This is a genomic window from Roseateles sp. PN1 (assembly GCF_038419725.1).
GTDB lineage: Bacteria > Pseudomonadota > Gammaproteobacteria > Burkholderiales > Burkholderiaceae_C > Paucibacter_A.
Window position 1 is genome coordinate 438,642 of the sequence record NZ_JBCARA010000003.1, and the last position, 16,347, is coordinate 454,988.

Consider the following 16,347-nt stretch of genomic DNA (forward strand, 5'->3'; position numbering starts at 1 on the left):
TTACTCTTTGGTGCGCTTACGCTTTGTGGCGCTTACTCTTTGGTGCCGAAGATCTTGTCGCCGGCATCACCCAAGCCCGGGATGATGTAGCCGTGCTCATCCAGATGGCTGTCGATGGTGGCCGTCCAGCAGCGCACATCGGGGTGAGCGTCGTGCATGGCCTTGACGCCTTCGGGCGCAGCCACCAGCACCAGGGCGCGGATGTCCTTGCAGCCGCGGCGCTTGAGCAGGTCGATGGTGGCGATCATTGAGCCACCGGTCGCCAGCATCGGGTCCACGATCAGCGCGGTGCGCTCATCCAGTTGGCCGACAAAGCGCTCGAAATAATGCACCGGCTGCAGCGTCTCATGGTCGCGGGCCAGGCCCACGACACTGATCTTGGCATTCGGGATCATGTCCAGCACGCCGTCCAGCATGCCCAGACCGGCGCGCAAAATCGGCACCACGGTGACCTTGCGGCCAGCGATCTGGTCCACCTCGGTGGGGCCGCTCCAGCAGTCGATGGTGGTTTTTTCAAGCGGGAAGTCGGCCGTGGCCTCGTAGGCCAGCAAACGGGCCACCTCGCCGGTGAGTTCACGGAACTTCTTGGTCGAGATGTCGTTCTCGCGCATCAAGCCGATCTTGTGTTTGACGAGCGGGTGTTGAACTTCAATGACAGCCATGGTGTGAAACTCCTTCGCGCTTAGCTGTTTGTCTTCTTGGCGGCTGCAGCGCGTTGGCGCGCCACTTCGTACAGGCACACGCCTGCGGCCACGGAGACATTGAGGCTTTCCACCCCACCGGCCATGGGGATGCGCACCAGCTCATCGCAAGTCTTGGCCGTCAGCTGACGCAGGCCGTCACCTTCGGCGCCCAGCACCAGGGCCACCGGGCGATTCAGGTCGAGGTCGTAAATCGACTTTTCGGCCTGGTCGGAGGTGCCCACCACCCAAATATCGAAGTCCTTCAACTCACCCAGGGTGCGGGCCAGATTGGTCACCATCACATAGGGCACGGTCTCGGCTGCGCCACTGGCCACCTTGGCCACGGTGGCGTTGAGGCCAACGGCATGGTCCTTGGGCGCCATCACGGCTTGGGCGCCTGCACCGTCAGCCACGCGCAGGCAGGCACCCAGATTGTGCGGATCGGTCACACCGTCCAGCACCAAGAGCATGGGCATGCCCTGGATGTTGTCCATCACATCGTCAAAGGTATTGGCCAGGGCCACAGCCTGAACCTTGGCCACCACACCTTGGTGGCGGGTGGTGCCGGCGATCTTGGCGATGCGGTCGTCGTCGCTTTCGATCAGCTTGGTGCCGCTGGATTTGACCCGCTCGATGAACTGCTTCATGCGCTGGTCGCGCCGCGTCGCATCGACATGGATCTCGGAAATGGTGGTGGGATGCGTCTTCAGACGCACCGTGACGGCGTGGAAGCCGAACAGGATTTTGTTGGAACTCATGCCCGCATCGTAGCCGCTAGCATGAGCAATCCGATCAAGACCGGCTGATGGAGCATGTAAAAACTCAATGACCATCGGCCCAAAACCGCCAGCGGGCGTGCGAATGCCGGCAGCGTGCCGGTCAGTAGCGCGGGGCGTGCGAGCAAAAGCCAACGACCCAGCACAAAGCCCCAGAGCATCACCCCCAGCCAGGGCAGCACGGGCACATAGTCCTCGGTGATGGGCTTGTGGGTCACCAGGCCCAGCCAATTGGTCCAGCGGCTGTCAAAGAATTCGTGCTGCAGCCACAGCGGCAGCAGCAAAGCCGCCAAGCCCAGCAGCAGGCCGGCCAGATTCGACAAGCGAGGCCCTGCCACGCGCAGCAGCAAAAGCATCACCGCCATGCCGTGCAGCACGCCGAAGCTGATGAAGCTGCGCGGATACATCAGGTAAGAACCCAGGCTCACCAACAAGGCACAAATCGCCACCTGCCCCCAACGCCGCCAAAAACGCGGCCAGCTCAAGCCTTGATGAAGTGCCAAGGCCTGGCCCATGCCGGCGCAAAGCAGAAACAGGCTGACGATGGCGGTGCGCTGGCCGGTCCAGACCGGGTCGCGGTAGAAGTCCTGCCGGATCCAGCCGAAGTGATTGAGGTCGAAACAGAAATGAAAGACCGCCATCCAGACGATGGCCAGGCCGCGCAAGGCATCGAGTCGATCAAAGCGCATAGCGCGCATTACAGGGGCAGGCAAGGCAGTCACAGTTCGATTCGGCACAATGGCGGGACGCGGCGCGCCAGTCTATGTCAGCGGCGCAGCGCCGCCACTGGGATCGTCATTCATTGCCACTTCAGCGCCACTTGAATCAATTGCGCGCCACAAGAAACACCGCCATGTCTCGTCAAAACAAAGCCGTTCTTTCCCTGGCCCTGCTGCTGTGTTTGAGCCTGCTGGGCTATAGCTGGCTGGCGCCGCAAAGCGCGCAAAGCAAGCCCCAAGCCGAGCCGCGCGGCGTGCAGCCCCGCGGGCCGCTGGATGCCACCGAGCAAAACCATGTGAATGTGTTCAAAAAGGTCTCGCCCTCGGTGGTGCACATCACTACCTTGGCGCGCACCCGGGACATGTTCTCACTCCACATCACCGAGCAGCCGCAAGGCACAGGCAGCGGCTTCATTTGGGATGAGGCCGGCCATGTGGTGACCAATTTCCACGTCATCCAGGGCGGCAGCTCGGCGGTGGTGATGCTGTCCAACGAAGCCAGCTACCCGGCCACCCTGGTGGGCGTGTTCCCCGACCGCGACCTGGCCGTTTTGCGCATCGACGCACCCAAGGAGAAGCTGCAAGCCATTGCCATCGGCAGCAGCCGCGATTTGCAGGTCGGCCAATCGGTCTACGCCATCGGCAACCCCTTCGGCCTGGATCAAACGCTGACCCTGGGCATCGTCAGCGCCCTCAACCGGGAGATCGAATCGGTCACCCGCCGCATGATTCGCGGCGCGATTCAAACCGATGCGGCCATCAATCCTGGCAATTCGGGCGGGCCGCTGCTGGATTCCGCCGGACGGCTGATTGGCGTCAACACCTCCATTTACAGCCCCAGCGGCGCCAGCGCGGGCATCGGCTTTGCGATTCCGGTGGATGAGGTGAACCGCATCGTGCCAAGGCTGATCCGCGATGGCCGCATCATCCGCCCTGCCCTGGGCGTCACCGCTGCGGCGCCGAATGTGCATCAGGCGCTGAACTTGCCCAAGGGCGTGGCGCTGGTGCGCGTCAATCCGGGCAGCCCGGCGGCGAAGGCCGGCCTGCAGGTGTTTGCCCGTGAACGCAATGGCCGACTGATCCAGGGTGATGTGATCACCGCCATCAACGATCAGCCGGTGCGGGATCTTGATGAGATGCTCAACCTGCTGGAGCAGCGCCAGGTCGGTGAGCGCATCACGCTCACACTGTGGAATGAGGGCAAAACGCGCAAGCAGGCGCTGCAGCTGGGCGACTCGGACTGAAACTGCCAAGCCGGCTCACTGTGTCCCGCTGTGCAGCCAGAGCCGGTATTTTCCGCGCGGCTGTGATACCGTCAAAGCGCCGAGACTGAAGCGATAGGTAAGCGGCCCATGAGTCTTGATTCGAGTGGGGACGCAGTCCTCGACAATCCAGCAGTTCGCCCACCCGCCTTTGCCGCCAAGCATTGGGCTTGGGCCCACTGGGTCACCCTGCTGACCGCATTGACCGGGCTGTCCCTGTGCCTCGCCCTGGGGCTGGCCCGGCAGCAGCAGCGCGTGGCCAGTGAGCAAAGCCAGGTGCACGAAGCCCTCAGCGCCGTGCGCACCAGGCTCGAAGCAGTGGCTCAGGCTACTTTTGGGCCCACGCTGGCCCTGGAGGCCATGATTCAGCTGGACCACGGCATCAGTGCCGAGCGCTTTGATGCACTCAGCCAGCGGGTGGTCAACTTGCTACCGCAGGTCCGCAGCATCGTTGTTGCCCCCGATGATGTGGTGCGTTATGTCTACCCGCTTGACGGCAATGCCGCTGTGCTGGGCCTGCGCTACGCCAGCATCCCCTTGCAATACGCCCAGGTGCAACAGGCGCGCCAGCAAGGACACCCTTTGTTGGTGGGGCCGGTCAAACTGGTGCAAGGCGGTGTAGGCGTCATCCAGCGCACACCGGTCTTCTTTGCCAGCCCGAACGGCCAGCCGCCGACCTATTGGGGTGTGGTGTCGGTGGTGGCCGATCTGCCACGCTTTGTGCAGGCCGCCGGCCTGAGTGATAGCTCACCACTGCGCCTGGCGCTGTTTCAGTGGCGGGCCGACAGCCAAGGCCTCAACGAGCTGATCTGGGGCGATGCCAGCCTTGCCAAAGAAGCCTTGGCGGTGACGCAATTTGTGCATTTGCCAGGCGCCACCTGGGCCATCGCCGCCTACCCCAAGCAAAGCCGCGCGGCGGCCAGCGCGTGGTTGGATGCCGAGATGATCGCCGGCTTGCTGGCCAGCGCTGCACTCTCCTTGCTGGCCGCCCTGCTGGTGCAACGCCGCCGGCATCTGCAAACGCAAAATCTTGCGCTGAGCCAGTACATCCAGCAAATCCGTGAGCAGCAGTTAGCGCTGCAAGCGACCGAGCAGCGCTTTCGCAGCCTGACCGAAATTTCCAGCGACTGGGTTTGGGAGCAAGACGCGGAGTTTCGCTTCGTCTACTACTCGCGTGAAAGCGACCCCGAACTGCGCAAATACACCCCGACATTGATTGGCCAAAAGCGCTGGGAAGGCCCGCAGGCTGGTGTCGACATCGACTGGGGCGAGCACATCGCCACGTTGAAACGGCATGAGCCTTTCCGGGACTTTGGCTACGGCCGCCGCTTGGCCTCTGGGGAGATGCGCTACATCAGCATCTCCGGCTCGCCGATCTTTGATGCGCAAGGGCGTTTTACCGGCTACCGCGGCACCGGGCGCGACATCACCATGACCAAGAGTGCCGAGTTGGCCCTGCGCGCCTCAGAAGCAGCGCTGGGAGCCGCCAAAAACCGCTTGCAGGCGGTGCTGGACTCGGCCCTTGAGGTAGCCATCATCGTCACCGATATGGAAGGGCAAATCGAGCTCTTCAATCGCGGCGCCCAACTGATGCTGGGCTATGCCGAGGACGAGATGCTGAACCGATGCATCAACCTGCTGCACCGCGAAGAGGAGTTGCTGGCGCGCGGCGTGCAAATCATCCATGAGGGCGGGCGCACGCTGATGCGGGTGGACCCCGCCTCGGTGCAGGCCTTCGACACGCAGACTAGCTTCTGGATCTTCGTCCGCAAGGATGGCGCGGAGCTGGAAGTCTCGCTGACCGTCAATCTGATGCGCGAGCAGGACGGCAGCCTCAAAGGCTGGCTCTGCATTGCCCGCGATGTCAGCGCCGAGCGACAGGCACAGCGCGAGTTGGTGACCTTGAATGCGGAGCTGGAAATGCGCGTGGACAAGCGCACGGCGGAGTTGCAGCAAGCCCTGGTCACCCTGCGCCAGGCGCAGGCCGAACTGATGCGCTCAGAAAAAATGGCCGCTTTGGGCTCGCTGGTGGCTGGCATTGCGCATGAACTCAACACGCCGCTGGGCAATTGCCTGACCACCGCCTCCACCCTGGAGAGTTTGACCCAGCAAACCCGGCGCGATTTCGACGCCGGGCAGATGCGCCGCTCAGGTCTGGACGCCTACCTCGCCGATGCGCAAACTGCCTGCGCCATCCTGCTTCGCAGCATGAGCACAGCGACCGAACTGGTCGCACACTTCAAGCAAGTGTCGGTCGATCAGGCCACCGCACAGCGGCGCGGCTTCACGCTGCAATCGTTGGTCAACGATGTTTTGAGCCTGCTGGGGCCCCAACTGCGCAAGTCACCGCTACAAATTGAGCAGCAAGTCAGGCTGGACGAACCCTTGGACAGCTACCCCGGCCCGCTGGGGCAGGTGCTAACCAATCTGATCATGAATGCCATGATTCACGCCTTCGATCCGCCCACCGCTGAGCGCAAGGAAGGCGATGAGAACGGCACGCCGCCGGCCGAGCAGCGCCTGCGCATCGAGGCCGAAATCGACCCGGCGGACCCGGCCATCGTGATCCTCAGCGTGGCCGACAACGGCAAGGGCATGAGCGCCGACATCCGGCGCCGCGCCTTTGATCCCTTTTTCACCACCAAGATGGGCCAGGGCGGGACCGGCCTGGGCCTGAACATCGTCTACAACATCGTGACGGGCATCTTGGGCGGGCAGATCGAGCTGCAGAGCGAGCCGGGTGTGGGCAGCCGTTTTGTGATGCGCCTGCCCATCAAGGCGCCGATGTTGGCGCATTGATGGCGCAATGATCGCGTATTCGTGGCGCACTGGAGGGGCCGAGAGGCCCCTCCGATCAACCGATCAGGCTAATTAACCGATCGCACGGCGCGCATTGCGGAACATGCGCATCCAGGGGCTCAGGTCGCCCGCGTCGCCCGAAGTCCAGCTCATCTGCACATTGCGGAACACGCGCTCCGGGTGCGGCATCAGCACGGTGAAGCGGCCATCCGCCGTGGTCACCGAGGTCAGGCCATCCGGGCTGCCGTTGGGGTTGAGCGGATAGACCTCGGTGGGTCGGCCCGCGTTGTCCACATAGCGCATGGCTCGCGCCACCTTGGCCGCATCGCCGCGCTGCGAGAAGTCGGCAAAGCCCTCACCGTGGGCCACGGCGATGGGCAGACGCGAACCCGCCATGCCTTGGAAGAACAGGCTGGGACTTTCCAGCACTTCCACCATGGCCAGGCGGGCTTCGAACTGCTCGCTGCGGTTGCGGGTGAACTTGGGCCAGTCTTGGGCGCCGGGGATGATGGGCGACAGCGCCGCCATCATCTGGCAGCCATTGCAAACGCCCAGGGCAAAACTGTCCTGGCGGGCAAAGAAGGCCTTGAACTGGTCTGCCAACACCGGGTTGAACATCACCGAGCGCGCCCAGCCTTCGCCGGCACCCAGGGTGTCGCCGTAGCTGAAGCCGCCGCAGGCCACAAAGCCCTTGAACTCGGCCAGGCTGACCGCGCCCGCCTGCAAGTCACTCATGTGCACGTCGTAGGTGTCGAAGCCGGCCTTGGCCATGGCGTAGCTCATCTCGACATGGGAGTTCACGCCCTGCTCACGCAGAATCGCCAGCTTGGGCTTGGCGCCCACATTGATGAAGGGCGCAGCCACATCTTCGCTGGGGTCGAAGCTCAGATGCACATGGCGACCGGGGTCGGCTGCCAAGCCGGCTTGCTCATGCTCACTCTGGGCGCAAGCCGGGTTGTCGCGCAGGCTGGCAATGCGCCAGGACACCTCGTCCCAGCTCTTGTGCAGGGCTTCCAGCGGCGCGGCGAACACCTTCTTGGCATCGCGCCAGACTTCCATCTGGCCATTGGCATTGGGCTTGCCCACCACATGGCTGCACTTGGACAAGCCGTGGGCGCGCAGGGTCTGCAGCACGCTGTCGCGCTCGCTCACCCGCACTTGCAGAACTACGCCCAGCTCTTCGCTGAACAAGGCCTTAAGTGTCAGCTCTTCGCGGCGCGCGCCGACCTGGCTGGCCCAGTTCTTCGAGTCGCCGACATCGGCGCGGCTGTCGCTGACACCATCACCTTCGGTGACCAGCATGTCCACATTCAGGCTCACGCCGGTGTGGCCAGCAAAAGCCATCTCGCAGGCGGTGGCCCACAGGCCGCCATCGCCACGGTCGTGGTAAGCCAGCAGCTTGCCTTCGGCGCGCAGCGCATTCACGGCGGTGACCAGATTCTTCAGCAAAGCGGCATCGTCCAGATCCGGCACGGCGCCGCCAAACTGGTTCAGTGCCTGCGCCAGGATGGAGCCACCCATGCGCTGCTTGCCTTGGCCGAGGTCAACCAAAATCAGGCAGGTATCGCCTTGGTCGCGGCGCAATTCAGGCGTCAGCGTGGCGCGCACATCGGCCACCGAAGCAAAGGCCGTGACGATCAGCGAGACCGGCGCAGTGACTTGCTGCACCTGGCCGTCGTCCTTGGTCCAGCGTGTGCGCATGGACAGGGAATCCTTGCCGACCGGAATCGAAATGCCCAGCGCCGGGCACAACTCCATGCCCACGGCATGAACAGTGTCGAACAGCGCGGCGTCTTCGCCCGGCTCGCCACAAGCCGCCATCCAGTTGGCGCTGAGCTTGACTCGCGGCAGCTCAATCGGTGCGGACAGCAAATTGGTGATGGCTTCAGCCACGGCCATGCGGCCGGAGGCCGGGCCATCGATGGCGGCCAGCGGCGTGCGCTCGCCCAAGGCAAAGGCTTCACCGGCAAAGCCCTTGAAATCAGCCAGAGTGACGGCGCAATCCGCCACCGGCACCTGCCAAGGGCCGACCATCTGGTCACGGCTATTGAGGCCGCCCACGCTGCGGTCACCGATGCTGATCAGGAAGCGCTTGGAGGCCACGGTGGGGTGGCGCAGCACGTCAAACGCGGCCTTCTCAAGGCTGGTGCCACTCAAGTCCAGCGTACCGCCCGAACGGGCCAGGCGCGAGACCTCGCGGTGCATCTTGGGCGGCTTGCCCAGCAGCACGTCCATGGGCATATTGACGGCGAACTCGCTGTCCGTGCCCTTGGCCAGGCCGTCTTCCAGCACCAACTCGCGCTGCTCGGTGGTCACGCCCACCACGGCGAAGGGGCAACGCTCACGCTCGCACATGCTGCGGAACAACTCCAAGCTGTCGGGCGCAATCGCCAGCACATAGCGCTCCTGGCTCTCGTTGCACCAGATCTCCTTGGGCGCCATGCCGCTTTCTTCCAGCGGCACTTTGCGCAGGTCGAACAAGGCGCCGCGATGGGCGTCATTGACCAACTCGGGGAAGGCGTTGGAGATACCGCCGGCGCCCACATCGTGGATGGCCAGGATGGGGTTCTTGCCACCCAGACCCCAGCAATGGTTGATCACCTCTTGCGCGCGCCGCTCAATTTCGGGGTTACCGCGCTGCACCGAGTCGAAGTCCAGGTCAGCCGTGTTGGTTCCTGCCGCCATCGAACTGGCCGCGCTGCCACCCATGCCGATGCGCATGCCGGGGCCACCCAGCTGAATCAGCAAGCTGCCTGCCGGGAACTCGATCTTCTCGCACTGGTCCGCACGGATCGCGCCCAGGCCGCCGGCGATCATGATGGGCTTGTGATAGCCGCGCTGCACGCCGTCCACGTTCTGCTCGTAAACGCGGAAATAGCCGTTCAGATTGGAGCGGCCGAATTCGTTATTGAAGGCCGCGCCACCGAGTGGGCCTTCGATCATGATTTGCAAGGCGCTGGCGATATGCGCGGGCTTGCCGACCGGGTTCTGCTCCCAGGGCTCGCTCAGGCCCGGCAGGTGCAAATTGGAGACCGAGAAACCCGTCAGGCCCGACTTGGGCTTGGAGCCACGGCCGGTGGCGCCTTCGTCACGGATCTCACCGCCTGCTCCGGTAGAGGCGCCGGGGAATGGCGAGATGGCGGTCGGGTGGTTATGCGTCTCGACCTTCATCAACACATGGGCCAACTCTTCACGCGCCTGGTACTGCGGGGCGCGCTGGTCGCCGGCGGGCATCCAGCGTTCGATCAAATGGCCTTCCATCACCGAGGCGTTATCGGAATAGGCCTTGACGGTGTGCTGGGGGCTCAGCTTTTCGGTATTGCGGATCATGCCGAACAGGCTCAGCGGCTGATCCACGCCGTCCACAGTGAACTTGGCGTTGAAGATCTTGTGGCGGCAATGCTCGGAATTGGCCTGCGCGAACATCATCAACTCGACATCGCTGGGGTTGCGATTCAGCGTCTTGAAGGCGGCTTCCAGGTAATCGATTTCATCGACCGACACGGCCAGACCAAAAGTCACGTTGGCGGCTTCCAGCGCCGCCCTGCCCTGGCCCAACACGTCCACATGTTCAAGCGGCTGCGCAGCCTTTTCGTCGAACAAATGGGCGGCGTCTTCGCGCGCCAGCAGCACGCTTTCGGTCATGCGGTCATGCAGCAGCGCGGCGCAGGCGATCAGCTCCGCCTGGCTCAGCGTCTTGACGCCACCCAAGAGGCCGGACTTCAAAACGATGCGGTACTCGGTCACGCGCTCGACGCGGTGAATTTGGCTCAGGCCGCAGTTATGGGCGATGTCGGTCGCCTTCGAGGCCCAGGGGCTGACGGTGCCCAAACGCGGGGCCACCACCACTAGGCTGCCCTCAGCGCCGCCCACATAGGCATCGCCGTAGTTCAGCAGCGCGGCCAGCTTGGTGGCATCGCTTTCAGCCAGAGCCACGTCGCTCCAGACCCAATGCACATGGCGGGCATGGACCGCCTTCACGCCTTCGTGGATGGCCTGCAATTGCGGCAGCAAGGCTTGGGAGCGGAACGCTGACAGAGCGTTGCCGCCCTCGAAAGAAAGCAGATGCTTATGAGTGGCCATGGGATCCCGAAGCTGGGTTGGCGCGCTGGGCTACAACGCTTTGATTGCAAAAAATGAATACTGGCGGGGCCCAAGGCGGCCGATTCAGCCATGCCTGGGCACCAAAACCCGGGATTTTACCGAGGACTGGCAAGCTTTCCGCCTCCACGCAGCAAACTTGCTGTCACCCTGCTCCGCGCTCACACGCTGTACCTCTCAAGCTTGTGCGAATGCCGCTCAAGTACGGCTTTCAAATTTTGTGACAAAGCGCACGCCGCGCCAGTTGCGCAAAGAGCATCTCGATACAAATCGCCTCGCCCGAGCTTGTGCGCAATCCGTACATTCAAGGCAGCGTTCGTCACCCTCCCCTTTTCGGCGGGCGCCCAGCGCCGCTGCCCGCAGCGGTGACTTCTCAGCAGTTCTTGAGGTCCTGGTCCATGAAAACTCCCCAATCTCTGGCTTGGCGCCGTACCGCCGGCATCTTCGTCAGCTTGCTAACTGCAGCCGCCCTAGCCGCCTGCGGTGGCGGTGGTGGCTCGAACAGCAGCGCTGACACGCCCGCACCACCCCCTGCCCCTGCACCGACAGCCCCACCCGCGCCTGCCGCCTCAGCGGCCAGCTTGCTGGAAGGCACGATCACCGGCTTTGGCAGCGTCATCATCGACGGCCAACGCTTCGACGACACCGGCGCCAAGGTCGCCATCGCCAACAACCCCGAAGCCAGCAGCCAAGCCACCCTGGGTGATTTGCGCACCGGCATGCGAGTGCAGGCCGACTTGAAAGACGGCGTGTTGCAAAACCTGGCGGTGAATTTCGCCTTGGTCGGCACGCTCAGTGCCATCGACACCAGCGCCGGCAGCCTGAATGTATTCGGCCAAACCATCAAGGTGGTCAGCGCCACCGCCACCGGCCCCTTGCCCACCGTATTCGAAGGCTTCAATGCCTTGAACCAATTGGCGGTGGGCGATCTACTCAAAGTCTCGGGCACGGTCGCCAGCGACGGAAGCATCACGGCCACCCGGATCGAGCGCCGCCTCAAGGACGGCAGCGAGATCTACCGCCTCAGCGGCGCCGTGCAGGGCCTGGACAGCGCCAACAAGCGCTTCACCTTAGGCGGCAACAGCAGCGTCACCGTGGACTACAGCAATGCGAAGCTGCTGCCCAGCGGCGCGGTGATCGAGAACGGCAAGTTGGTCAGCGTGGTCGCCAAGAGCGCGCCGGCCACAACTGGAGGCAGCACCGTGCTGACGGCCAGCGCCGTTGAAGTGCGCAGCAAGAAATTGCCTGACAGCCCTGACCTGTCGATTGGCGGGCAGATCAGCGACTTCCAGTCACTGGCCTCCCTGCGCATCGGTGATGTGCAAGTGGATGCCAGCAGCGCCACGCTGAAAGAAGGGACCGTAGCCGCCGATGTGGTCAACGGCGCGCAGGCTTACGCGAAAGGTGCACTGAGCGCCGGGGTGCTGAAGGCCACCAGCCTGAAGGTGTTCAAGCCGGAAACCGCCTTGAAAGCGCAATTGAGCGGCCAAGTGATCGACTTTGTCTCCATCGCCAACTTCACCCTGCGCGGCACGGTCGTGGACGGCAGCAATGCCAGCTTCAGCAAAGGCAAGGCGGCGGACATCGCCACCGGCACCTGGCTCAAAGTGACGGGGCCGTTGACCAGCAGCGGCGTCGTGGCCAAGGAGATCGAAGTGCAAGCCCCGCCGGCCAACAAACCCTCGAGCCTGCAAGGCGCAATCAGCGGCCTGGATCTGGCCAATAAGAAGCTGAGCTTGCTGGGCGTGACGGTGCAATGGAGTGATGCCACCAAGTTCAGCTTTGAAGGTGGACTGAGCCTGAGCACCCTGGCCAACGGCATAGTGTTGAGCGTTGAAGGCAGCTTCGACGCCGCCACCAACGTCTTTACCGTCACCAGCATGAAGGGCTCGGCCGCCAGCGCCAATACCGGCGGGATCCGCACGGTGGGCTTCTCCGGCCTCATCTTCAATGCCAGTAGCAGCAGCTTCCAGGTCGGCAGCAATACCGTTCTGATCAGCAGCACGACCCAGTTGCAACCCAGCGGCAGCACCTTGGCCGACTTGAAGAACGGCGCCAAGGTCAGCGTCAAGGCCAGCTTGACGACAGTGGACGGCAAGCCGGTGTTGACAGCTCTGTCGATTGAAATTGAGAAACCAGAAAAGGATTCCGCGGGTGGCGATGTGCTTTATCTGGCCGGCTTGGTGACCGACTTCAGCAGCAGCGCTAACTTCATGCTTGCAGGCCAAAAGGTCGATGCCAGCGGCAGCAAGGTCGAGTTCATCGATGGCAATGCCGCCAAATTGGCCAATGGTGCCAAGCTGGAAATCAAGGGCAGCCTGACCAATGGCGTGCTGATCGCCAAACGCGTGCATTTCATGCCGGGTTGAGTCAGCTCCACGGAAAGCAAAAAGGGCCTGCGCTTGCAGGCCCTTTTTTTTCGCTTCACCTTCAGCGCCACATTTTTAGGCAAGGCAGGGAATCCTCGATGCCTACTGGCCTCTGCCCAAGACTCCAGCGGCCATCCCCATAGTTACCCACAGCTGGTGTGGACAGGCGGGGCCGTGCGAAGCGGCGTTATGGGCGATCTACGCCCTTTTCCGACTTCTGGCATGCCAGAAGTCGAGGCTCACGCTGAACAGCGAGCCTTGATGCCGATCAGCGTTGCGCCTGCATCTGCGCCACGATGTGCTCGATGCGATCCAGCACATCCGCCTGCTCGACCTGGGTCAGCACCCGGTCTTGCAGCACACGGCGGCCACCGACCCACACGTCGGACACATGCTCACGGCCGGCCACGTACACCAACTGCGCCTCGGGGTTGTAGACCGGGCGGCACTCCAGCGCGCTCAGGCTCACGGCCACCACGTCGGCCAGCTTGCCCACTTCCAGCGAACCCAGATCCGCCTCACGGCCCATGGCCTTGGCGGCGCGGATAGTGGCCATTTCCAGCGCGGTGCGGGCGCTGACGGTGGTGGAGTTCTGCGTCACGCCCTTGGCCAGCAAGGCGGCCGCGCGGATTTCGCCGAACATGTCTTGGCGGTTATTCGAGGCCGCGCCATCGGTGCCCAGAATGGTGTTGACGCCCGCCTCTTCCAACGCCGTGACCGGGCAGACGCCCGAGGCCAGCTTCATATTCGAGTTCGGGTTGTGCACCAGGTGCACACGCTGCTTGGCCAGCATAGCGATTTCAGCCTCGTTCAAATGCACCATGTGCACGGCCATCATGCGCTCATCCAGTAAGCCCAGCTTGTTCAGACGCTCCAGCGGGCGCATGCCGTGTTGCTTGACGCTCTCGTCCACCTCGAACTGGGTCTCATGGATATGGCAGTGCATCTGCAGGTTCAGGCGGTCGCGCAGATCGCGCAAATGCACAAAAGTCTCGTCCGACACGGTGTAAGGCGCATGCGGGGCCGAGGTCCAGTCCAGCAGCTTTTCGTTCTTGAACTGCTCGTAGGCTTCCAGGCCTTTGGCGATGTACTCGGCCGCGTTGGCCGCATAGCCGGTGGGGAAGTCAATCACATTGATGGAGACGCCGGCGCGCACGCCGCTGTCAATCGCTGCCCGCGCCATCGCGGCAGGGAAGAAATACATATCGTTGAGATAGGTGACGCCGCCGCGCAGCGCCTCGCAGGCACTCAGCAGCGAGCCCTGGTAGGTCCAGTCATCGCTGACCCACTTCTTTTCCAGCGGCCAGATATGGTTGTTGAGCCAGTCCATCAGCGGCACATCGTCGGCAACGCCGCGCAGCAAGGACATGGCGGAATGGGTGTGGCCGTTGATCAGGCCTGGGATCAGCACATGCTCGCCCAGCTCGACACGAGTCGCGTCCGGGTACTGCGCCTCGGCCTGCGCCCAGGGCAAAACGGCGGCAATGCGCTCGCCCTGCATCACCAGCGCATGGTGGTCGAGCACCGAGCTGCCCGGGCTCATCGGCAGCAACCAACGGGCTTTGAGGATGGTGGTGGTGTTAGGCATTGAAAGCTACTCCTGGAAAAACAAAGCTCGCCAAGTGGCGAGCATGAACTTTAGTCGTTTGCGGCGGCATCGAAGGCCTGATCAAACAGATCCAGCACCCGCTGGCTCTGCACCGCCACGCAGACTTGCTGCGATGGCGCCTGCGCCCAAGCTTCGGCATGACGGCCGGGCGCGCGCAGGCTTTGAATCGTCTGGCCGCGCGCAATGCCTTCCAGCGCCACGCGCACCGGGCCGGCACGCAGGGTGAAGGCCTCTGGCTCAATGGCATAGGCAATCGCGCTGGCATCGTGGGCGTAGATGCCGATGATGCCGTCCACCGAGTGGTAGAAGTCTTGGTAATGGCGGGTGGCTTGCCAAAGGAAGTCCCCCACCGCGCCGCCGCGACCTTGCAGCGCCGCCAGGTGATCCTGGCTCATCACCACGGCCTGGGTCACATCGAGGCCAACAATGACGACGGGCCAGTTGGCGGTGAAGACGATGTCGGCCGCCTCGGGGTCATTGATCATGTTCGCTTCGGCCACCGGCGTGACGTTGCCGCCACGGCCTTCAATGCCGAAGGCGCCGCCCATCACGATGACTTGCTTGACCTTAGCGGCGATGCTGGGGTCATGACGCAAGGCCAAGGCCAGATTGGTCATCGGGCCTACGGCGATCAGGGTGATCTGGCCCGGCTCAGCATTGACCATATCGCAGATCAGCTGATGCGCCGGGCGCGGGTCTAGCGGGTGCAACTCCGTCGTGGCGGCCACGGCGACCTCCGCCCTGCCGCCCAGGCCGTCATCCCCGTGCACATGGGTGGAATGCTCACGCTCGGCCTCAGGCAGCAAGGGGCCTGCGGCACCGGCCGCCACCAAGACCTGCGCAGCATCCAAGCCATACAGGCCGCACAGGGCGCGGGCATTGCGGGTGGTCACCGCCAGCGAGGCATTGCCGAACACGGTGGTGATGGCGCGCAGGCGCAAGGCCGGATGGCGCGCCAGCAGATAGAGGGCCATGGCATCGTCAATGCCGGGGTCGGTGTCAAAAATGACTTGCAGTGGAGATGTGTGTTGGCTCATGCGAGGCTCCTCATGGATGCGAATTCAGCGGGCAACTCGGCACGCAGCGGCATGGCGCTTTGCACGCCGCTGCGGCTCACCGCAATGGCAGCGGCAGCCATGCCCAAGCGCACCGCCTGCTCGGCTGAGCAGCCTTCGGCCAAACCGGTGGCCAGGCCACCGACAAAGGTGTCGCCGGCGCCGACCGTGTCCACCGCCTTGACGGCCGCGGCCGGCAGGCGCTGCATCTGGCCCACAGCATCGAGCATCAACACGCCGGCGGCACCCAGGGTCACCAGCAGCTCACGCGCGCCGCTTGCTTGCAGCAAGCGCGCGGCGGCTTCCACATCCTCGATACCCGCCAATTGCTGGGCCTCGGTCTCGTTGAGCACCAGCCAGTCGCACAGGGCCAGCAAGGCGGGCGGCACGGCCAGGGCCGGCGCCGCGTTCAAGACCGTGCGGGCGCCAGCGGCGCGCGCCAACTCAAAAGCCTGCTGAATCGCTGGCACCGGCACTTCCAACTGCGCCACCACCACCGCACCGGGCTGGAACTGATCGGCAGCGGCCTGCACATCAGCGGCCGTCAAATCAGCATTGCTACCGGGCACGTAGACGATGGCGTTCTCGCCGCCTTCGCTTGCCACCATGATGACGGCCACACCGGGCAGGACCGCAGGGTCGCGTACGACGGACGAGGCATCCACGCCTTCGGCCTGCAAGGCCTGCAGCAATTCAGCGCCATGCTGGCGGGTGCCGACGCGGGACACAAAAGCCACCCGCGCGCCCAAACGTGCGGCGGCCACGGCCTGATTGGCACCTTTGCCGCCGGGTGCCATCACAAAGCTCTGACCCACCAAGGTCTCGCCGGGGGCTGGCAGACGCTGGGCATGGGCCACCATGTCCATATTGATGCTGCCCACCACCAGCACGCGGCCCGGCACCTGCGGCGCTGCTGCTTCGCTGGGGGGAGAAGTTGTCTCGTTCGGTTTACTCATCTTGTTCGTCTTCTTGCA

10 protein-coding genes are annotated in these 16,347 nt (G+C 63.7%); 3 read left to right on the forward strand and 7 right to left on the reverse strand.

Going from position 1 to position 16,347, the window contains the following annotated elements:
- Positions 1-32: 32 nt before the first annotated feature.
- The 3 genes from upp to AABB87_RS06970 are packed head-to-tail and all read right to left on the reverse strand — an operon-like array spanning position 33 to position 2,157.
- On the reverse strand, positions 33-662 hold the full coding sequence (upp, locus tag AABB87_RS06960; protein WP_341970575.1) for a uracil phosphoribosyltransferase: 630 nt from the start codon (positions 660-662) through the stop codon (positions 33-35).
- A gap of 20 nt (positions 663-682) precedes the next feature.
- Positions 683-1,441, reverse strand: a complete 759-nt coding sequence (gene rlmB / locus AABB87_RS06965) for a 23S rRNA (guanosine(2251)-2'-O)-methyltransferase RlmB (protein ID WP_058719866.1) — start codon at positions 1,439-1,441, stop codon at positions 683-685.
- Positions 1,438-2,157, reverse strand: coding sequence for a DUF1624 domain-containing protein (locus tag AABB87_RS06970; RefSeq protein WP_341970624.1), 720 nt, complete (start codon positions 2,155-2,157; stop codon positions 1,438-1,440). The genes rlmB and AABB87_RS06970 overlap by 4 nt, the downstream gene beginning before the upstream one ends.
- 155 nt (positions 2,158-2,312) lie before the next feature.
- On the opposite strand from AABB87_RS06970, the gene AABB87_RS06975 reads away from it, so the two are divergent.
- Both AABB87_RS06975 and AABB87_RS06980 read left to right on the forward strand, forming a co-directional pair.
- Positions 2,313-3,422 (forward strand): S1C family serine protease, encoded by a 1,110-nt coding sequence (locus AABB87_RS06975; protein ID WP_341970576.1) that lies wholly within the window; start codon positions 2,313-2,315, stop codon positions 3,420-3,422.
- A 108-nt stretch (positions 3,423-3,530) separates the two neighbouring features.
- The gene (locus AABB87_RS06980) at positions 3,531-6,239 is read left to right on the forward strand and encodes a PAS domain S-box protein (RefSeq protein WP_341970577.1); all 2,709 of its coding nucleotides are present in this window, start codon (positions 3,531-3,533) and stop codon (positions 6,237-6,239) included.
- Between the two features lie 72 nt (positions 6,240-6,311).
- Here the strand turns inward: AABB87_RS06980 and purL are convergent, their stop codons facing one another.
- Positions 6,312-10,322 (reverse strand): phosphoribosylformylglycinamidine synthase, encoded by a 4,011-nt coding sequence (purL, locus tag AABB87_RS06985; protein ID WP_341970578.1) that lies wholly within the window; start codon positions 10,320-10,322, stop codon positions 6,312-6,314.
- Positions 10,323-10,738: 416 nt separating this feature from the next.
- On the opposite strand from purL, the gene AABB87_RS06990 reads away from it, so the two are divergent.
- Positions 10,739-12,709 (forward strand): DUF5666 domain-containing protein, encoded by a 1,971-nt coding sequence (locus AABB87_RS06990; protein WP_341970579.1) that lies wholly within the window; start codon positions 10,739-10,741, stop codon positions 12,707-12,709.
- A gap of 268 nt (positions 12,710-12,977) precedes the next feature.
- Here AABB87_RS06990 and AABB87_RS06995 read toward each other — a convergent pair whose 3' ends face one another.
- From AABB87_RS06995 to rbsK, 3 genes are read right to left on the reverse strand one after another with little or no spacing between them, the layout of a single operon-like run.
- Complete coding sequence (locus AABB87_RS06995; RefSeq protein WP_341970580.1) at positions 12,978-14,297, reverse strand: TRZ/ATZ family hydrolase; 1,320 nt, start codon at positions 14,295-14,297, stop codon at positions 12,978-12,980.
- A 50-nt stretch (positions 14,298-14,347) separates the two neighbouring features.
- Positions 14,348-15,355: a nucleoside hydrolase gene (locus AABB87_RS07000; protein WP_341970581.1), complete on the reverse strand. Its 1,008-nt coding sequence runs from the start codon at positions 15,353-15,355 to the stop codon at positions 14,348-14,350.
- The gene (rbsK, locus tag AABB87_RS07005; RefSeq protein WP_341970582.1) at positions 15,352-16,329 is read right to left on the reverse strand and encodes a ribokinase; all 978 of its coding nucleotides are present in this window, start codon (positions 16,327-16,329) and stop codon (positions 15,352-15,354) included. The genes AABB87_RS07000 and rbsK overlap by 4 nt, the downstream gene beginning before the upstream one ends.
- Positions 16,330-16,347 lie beyond the last annotated feature (18 nt).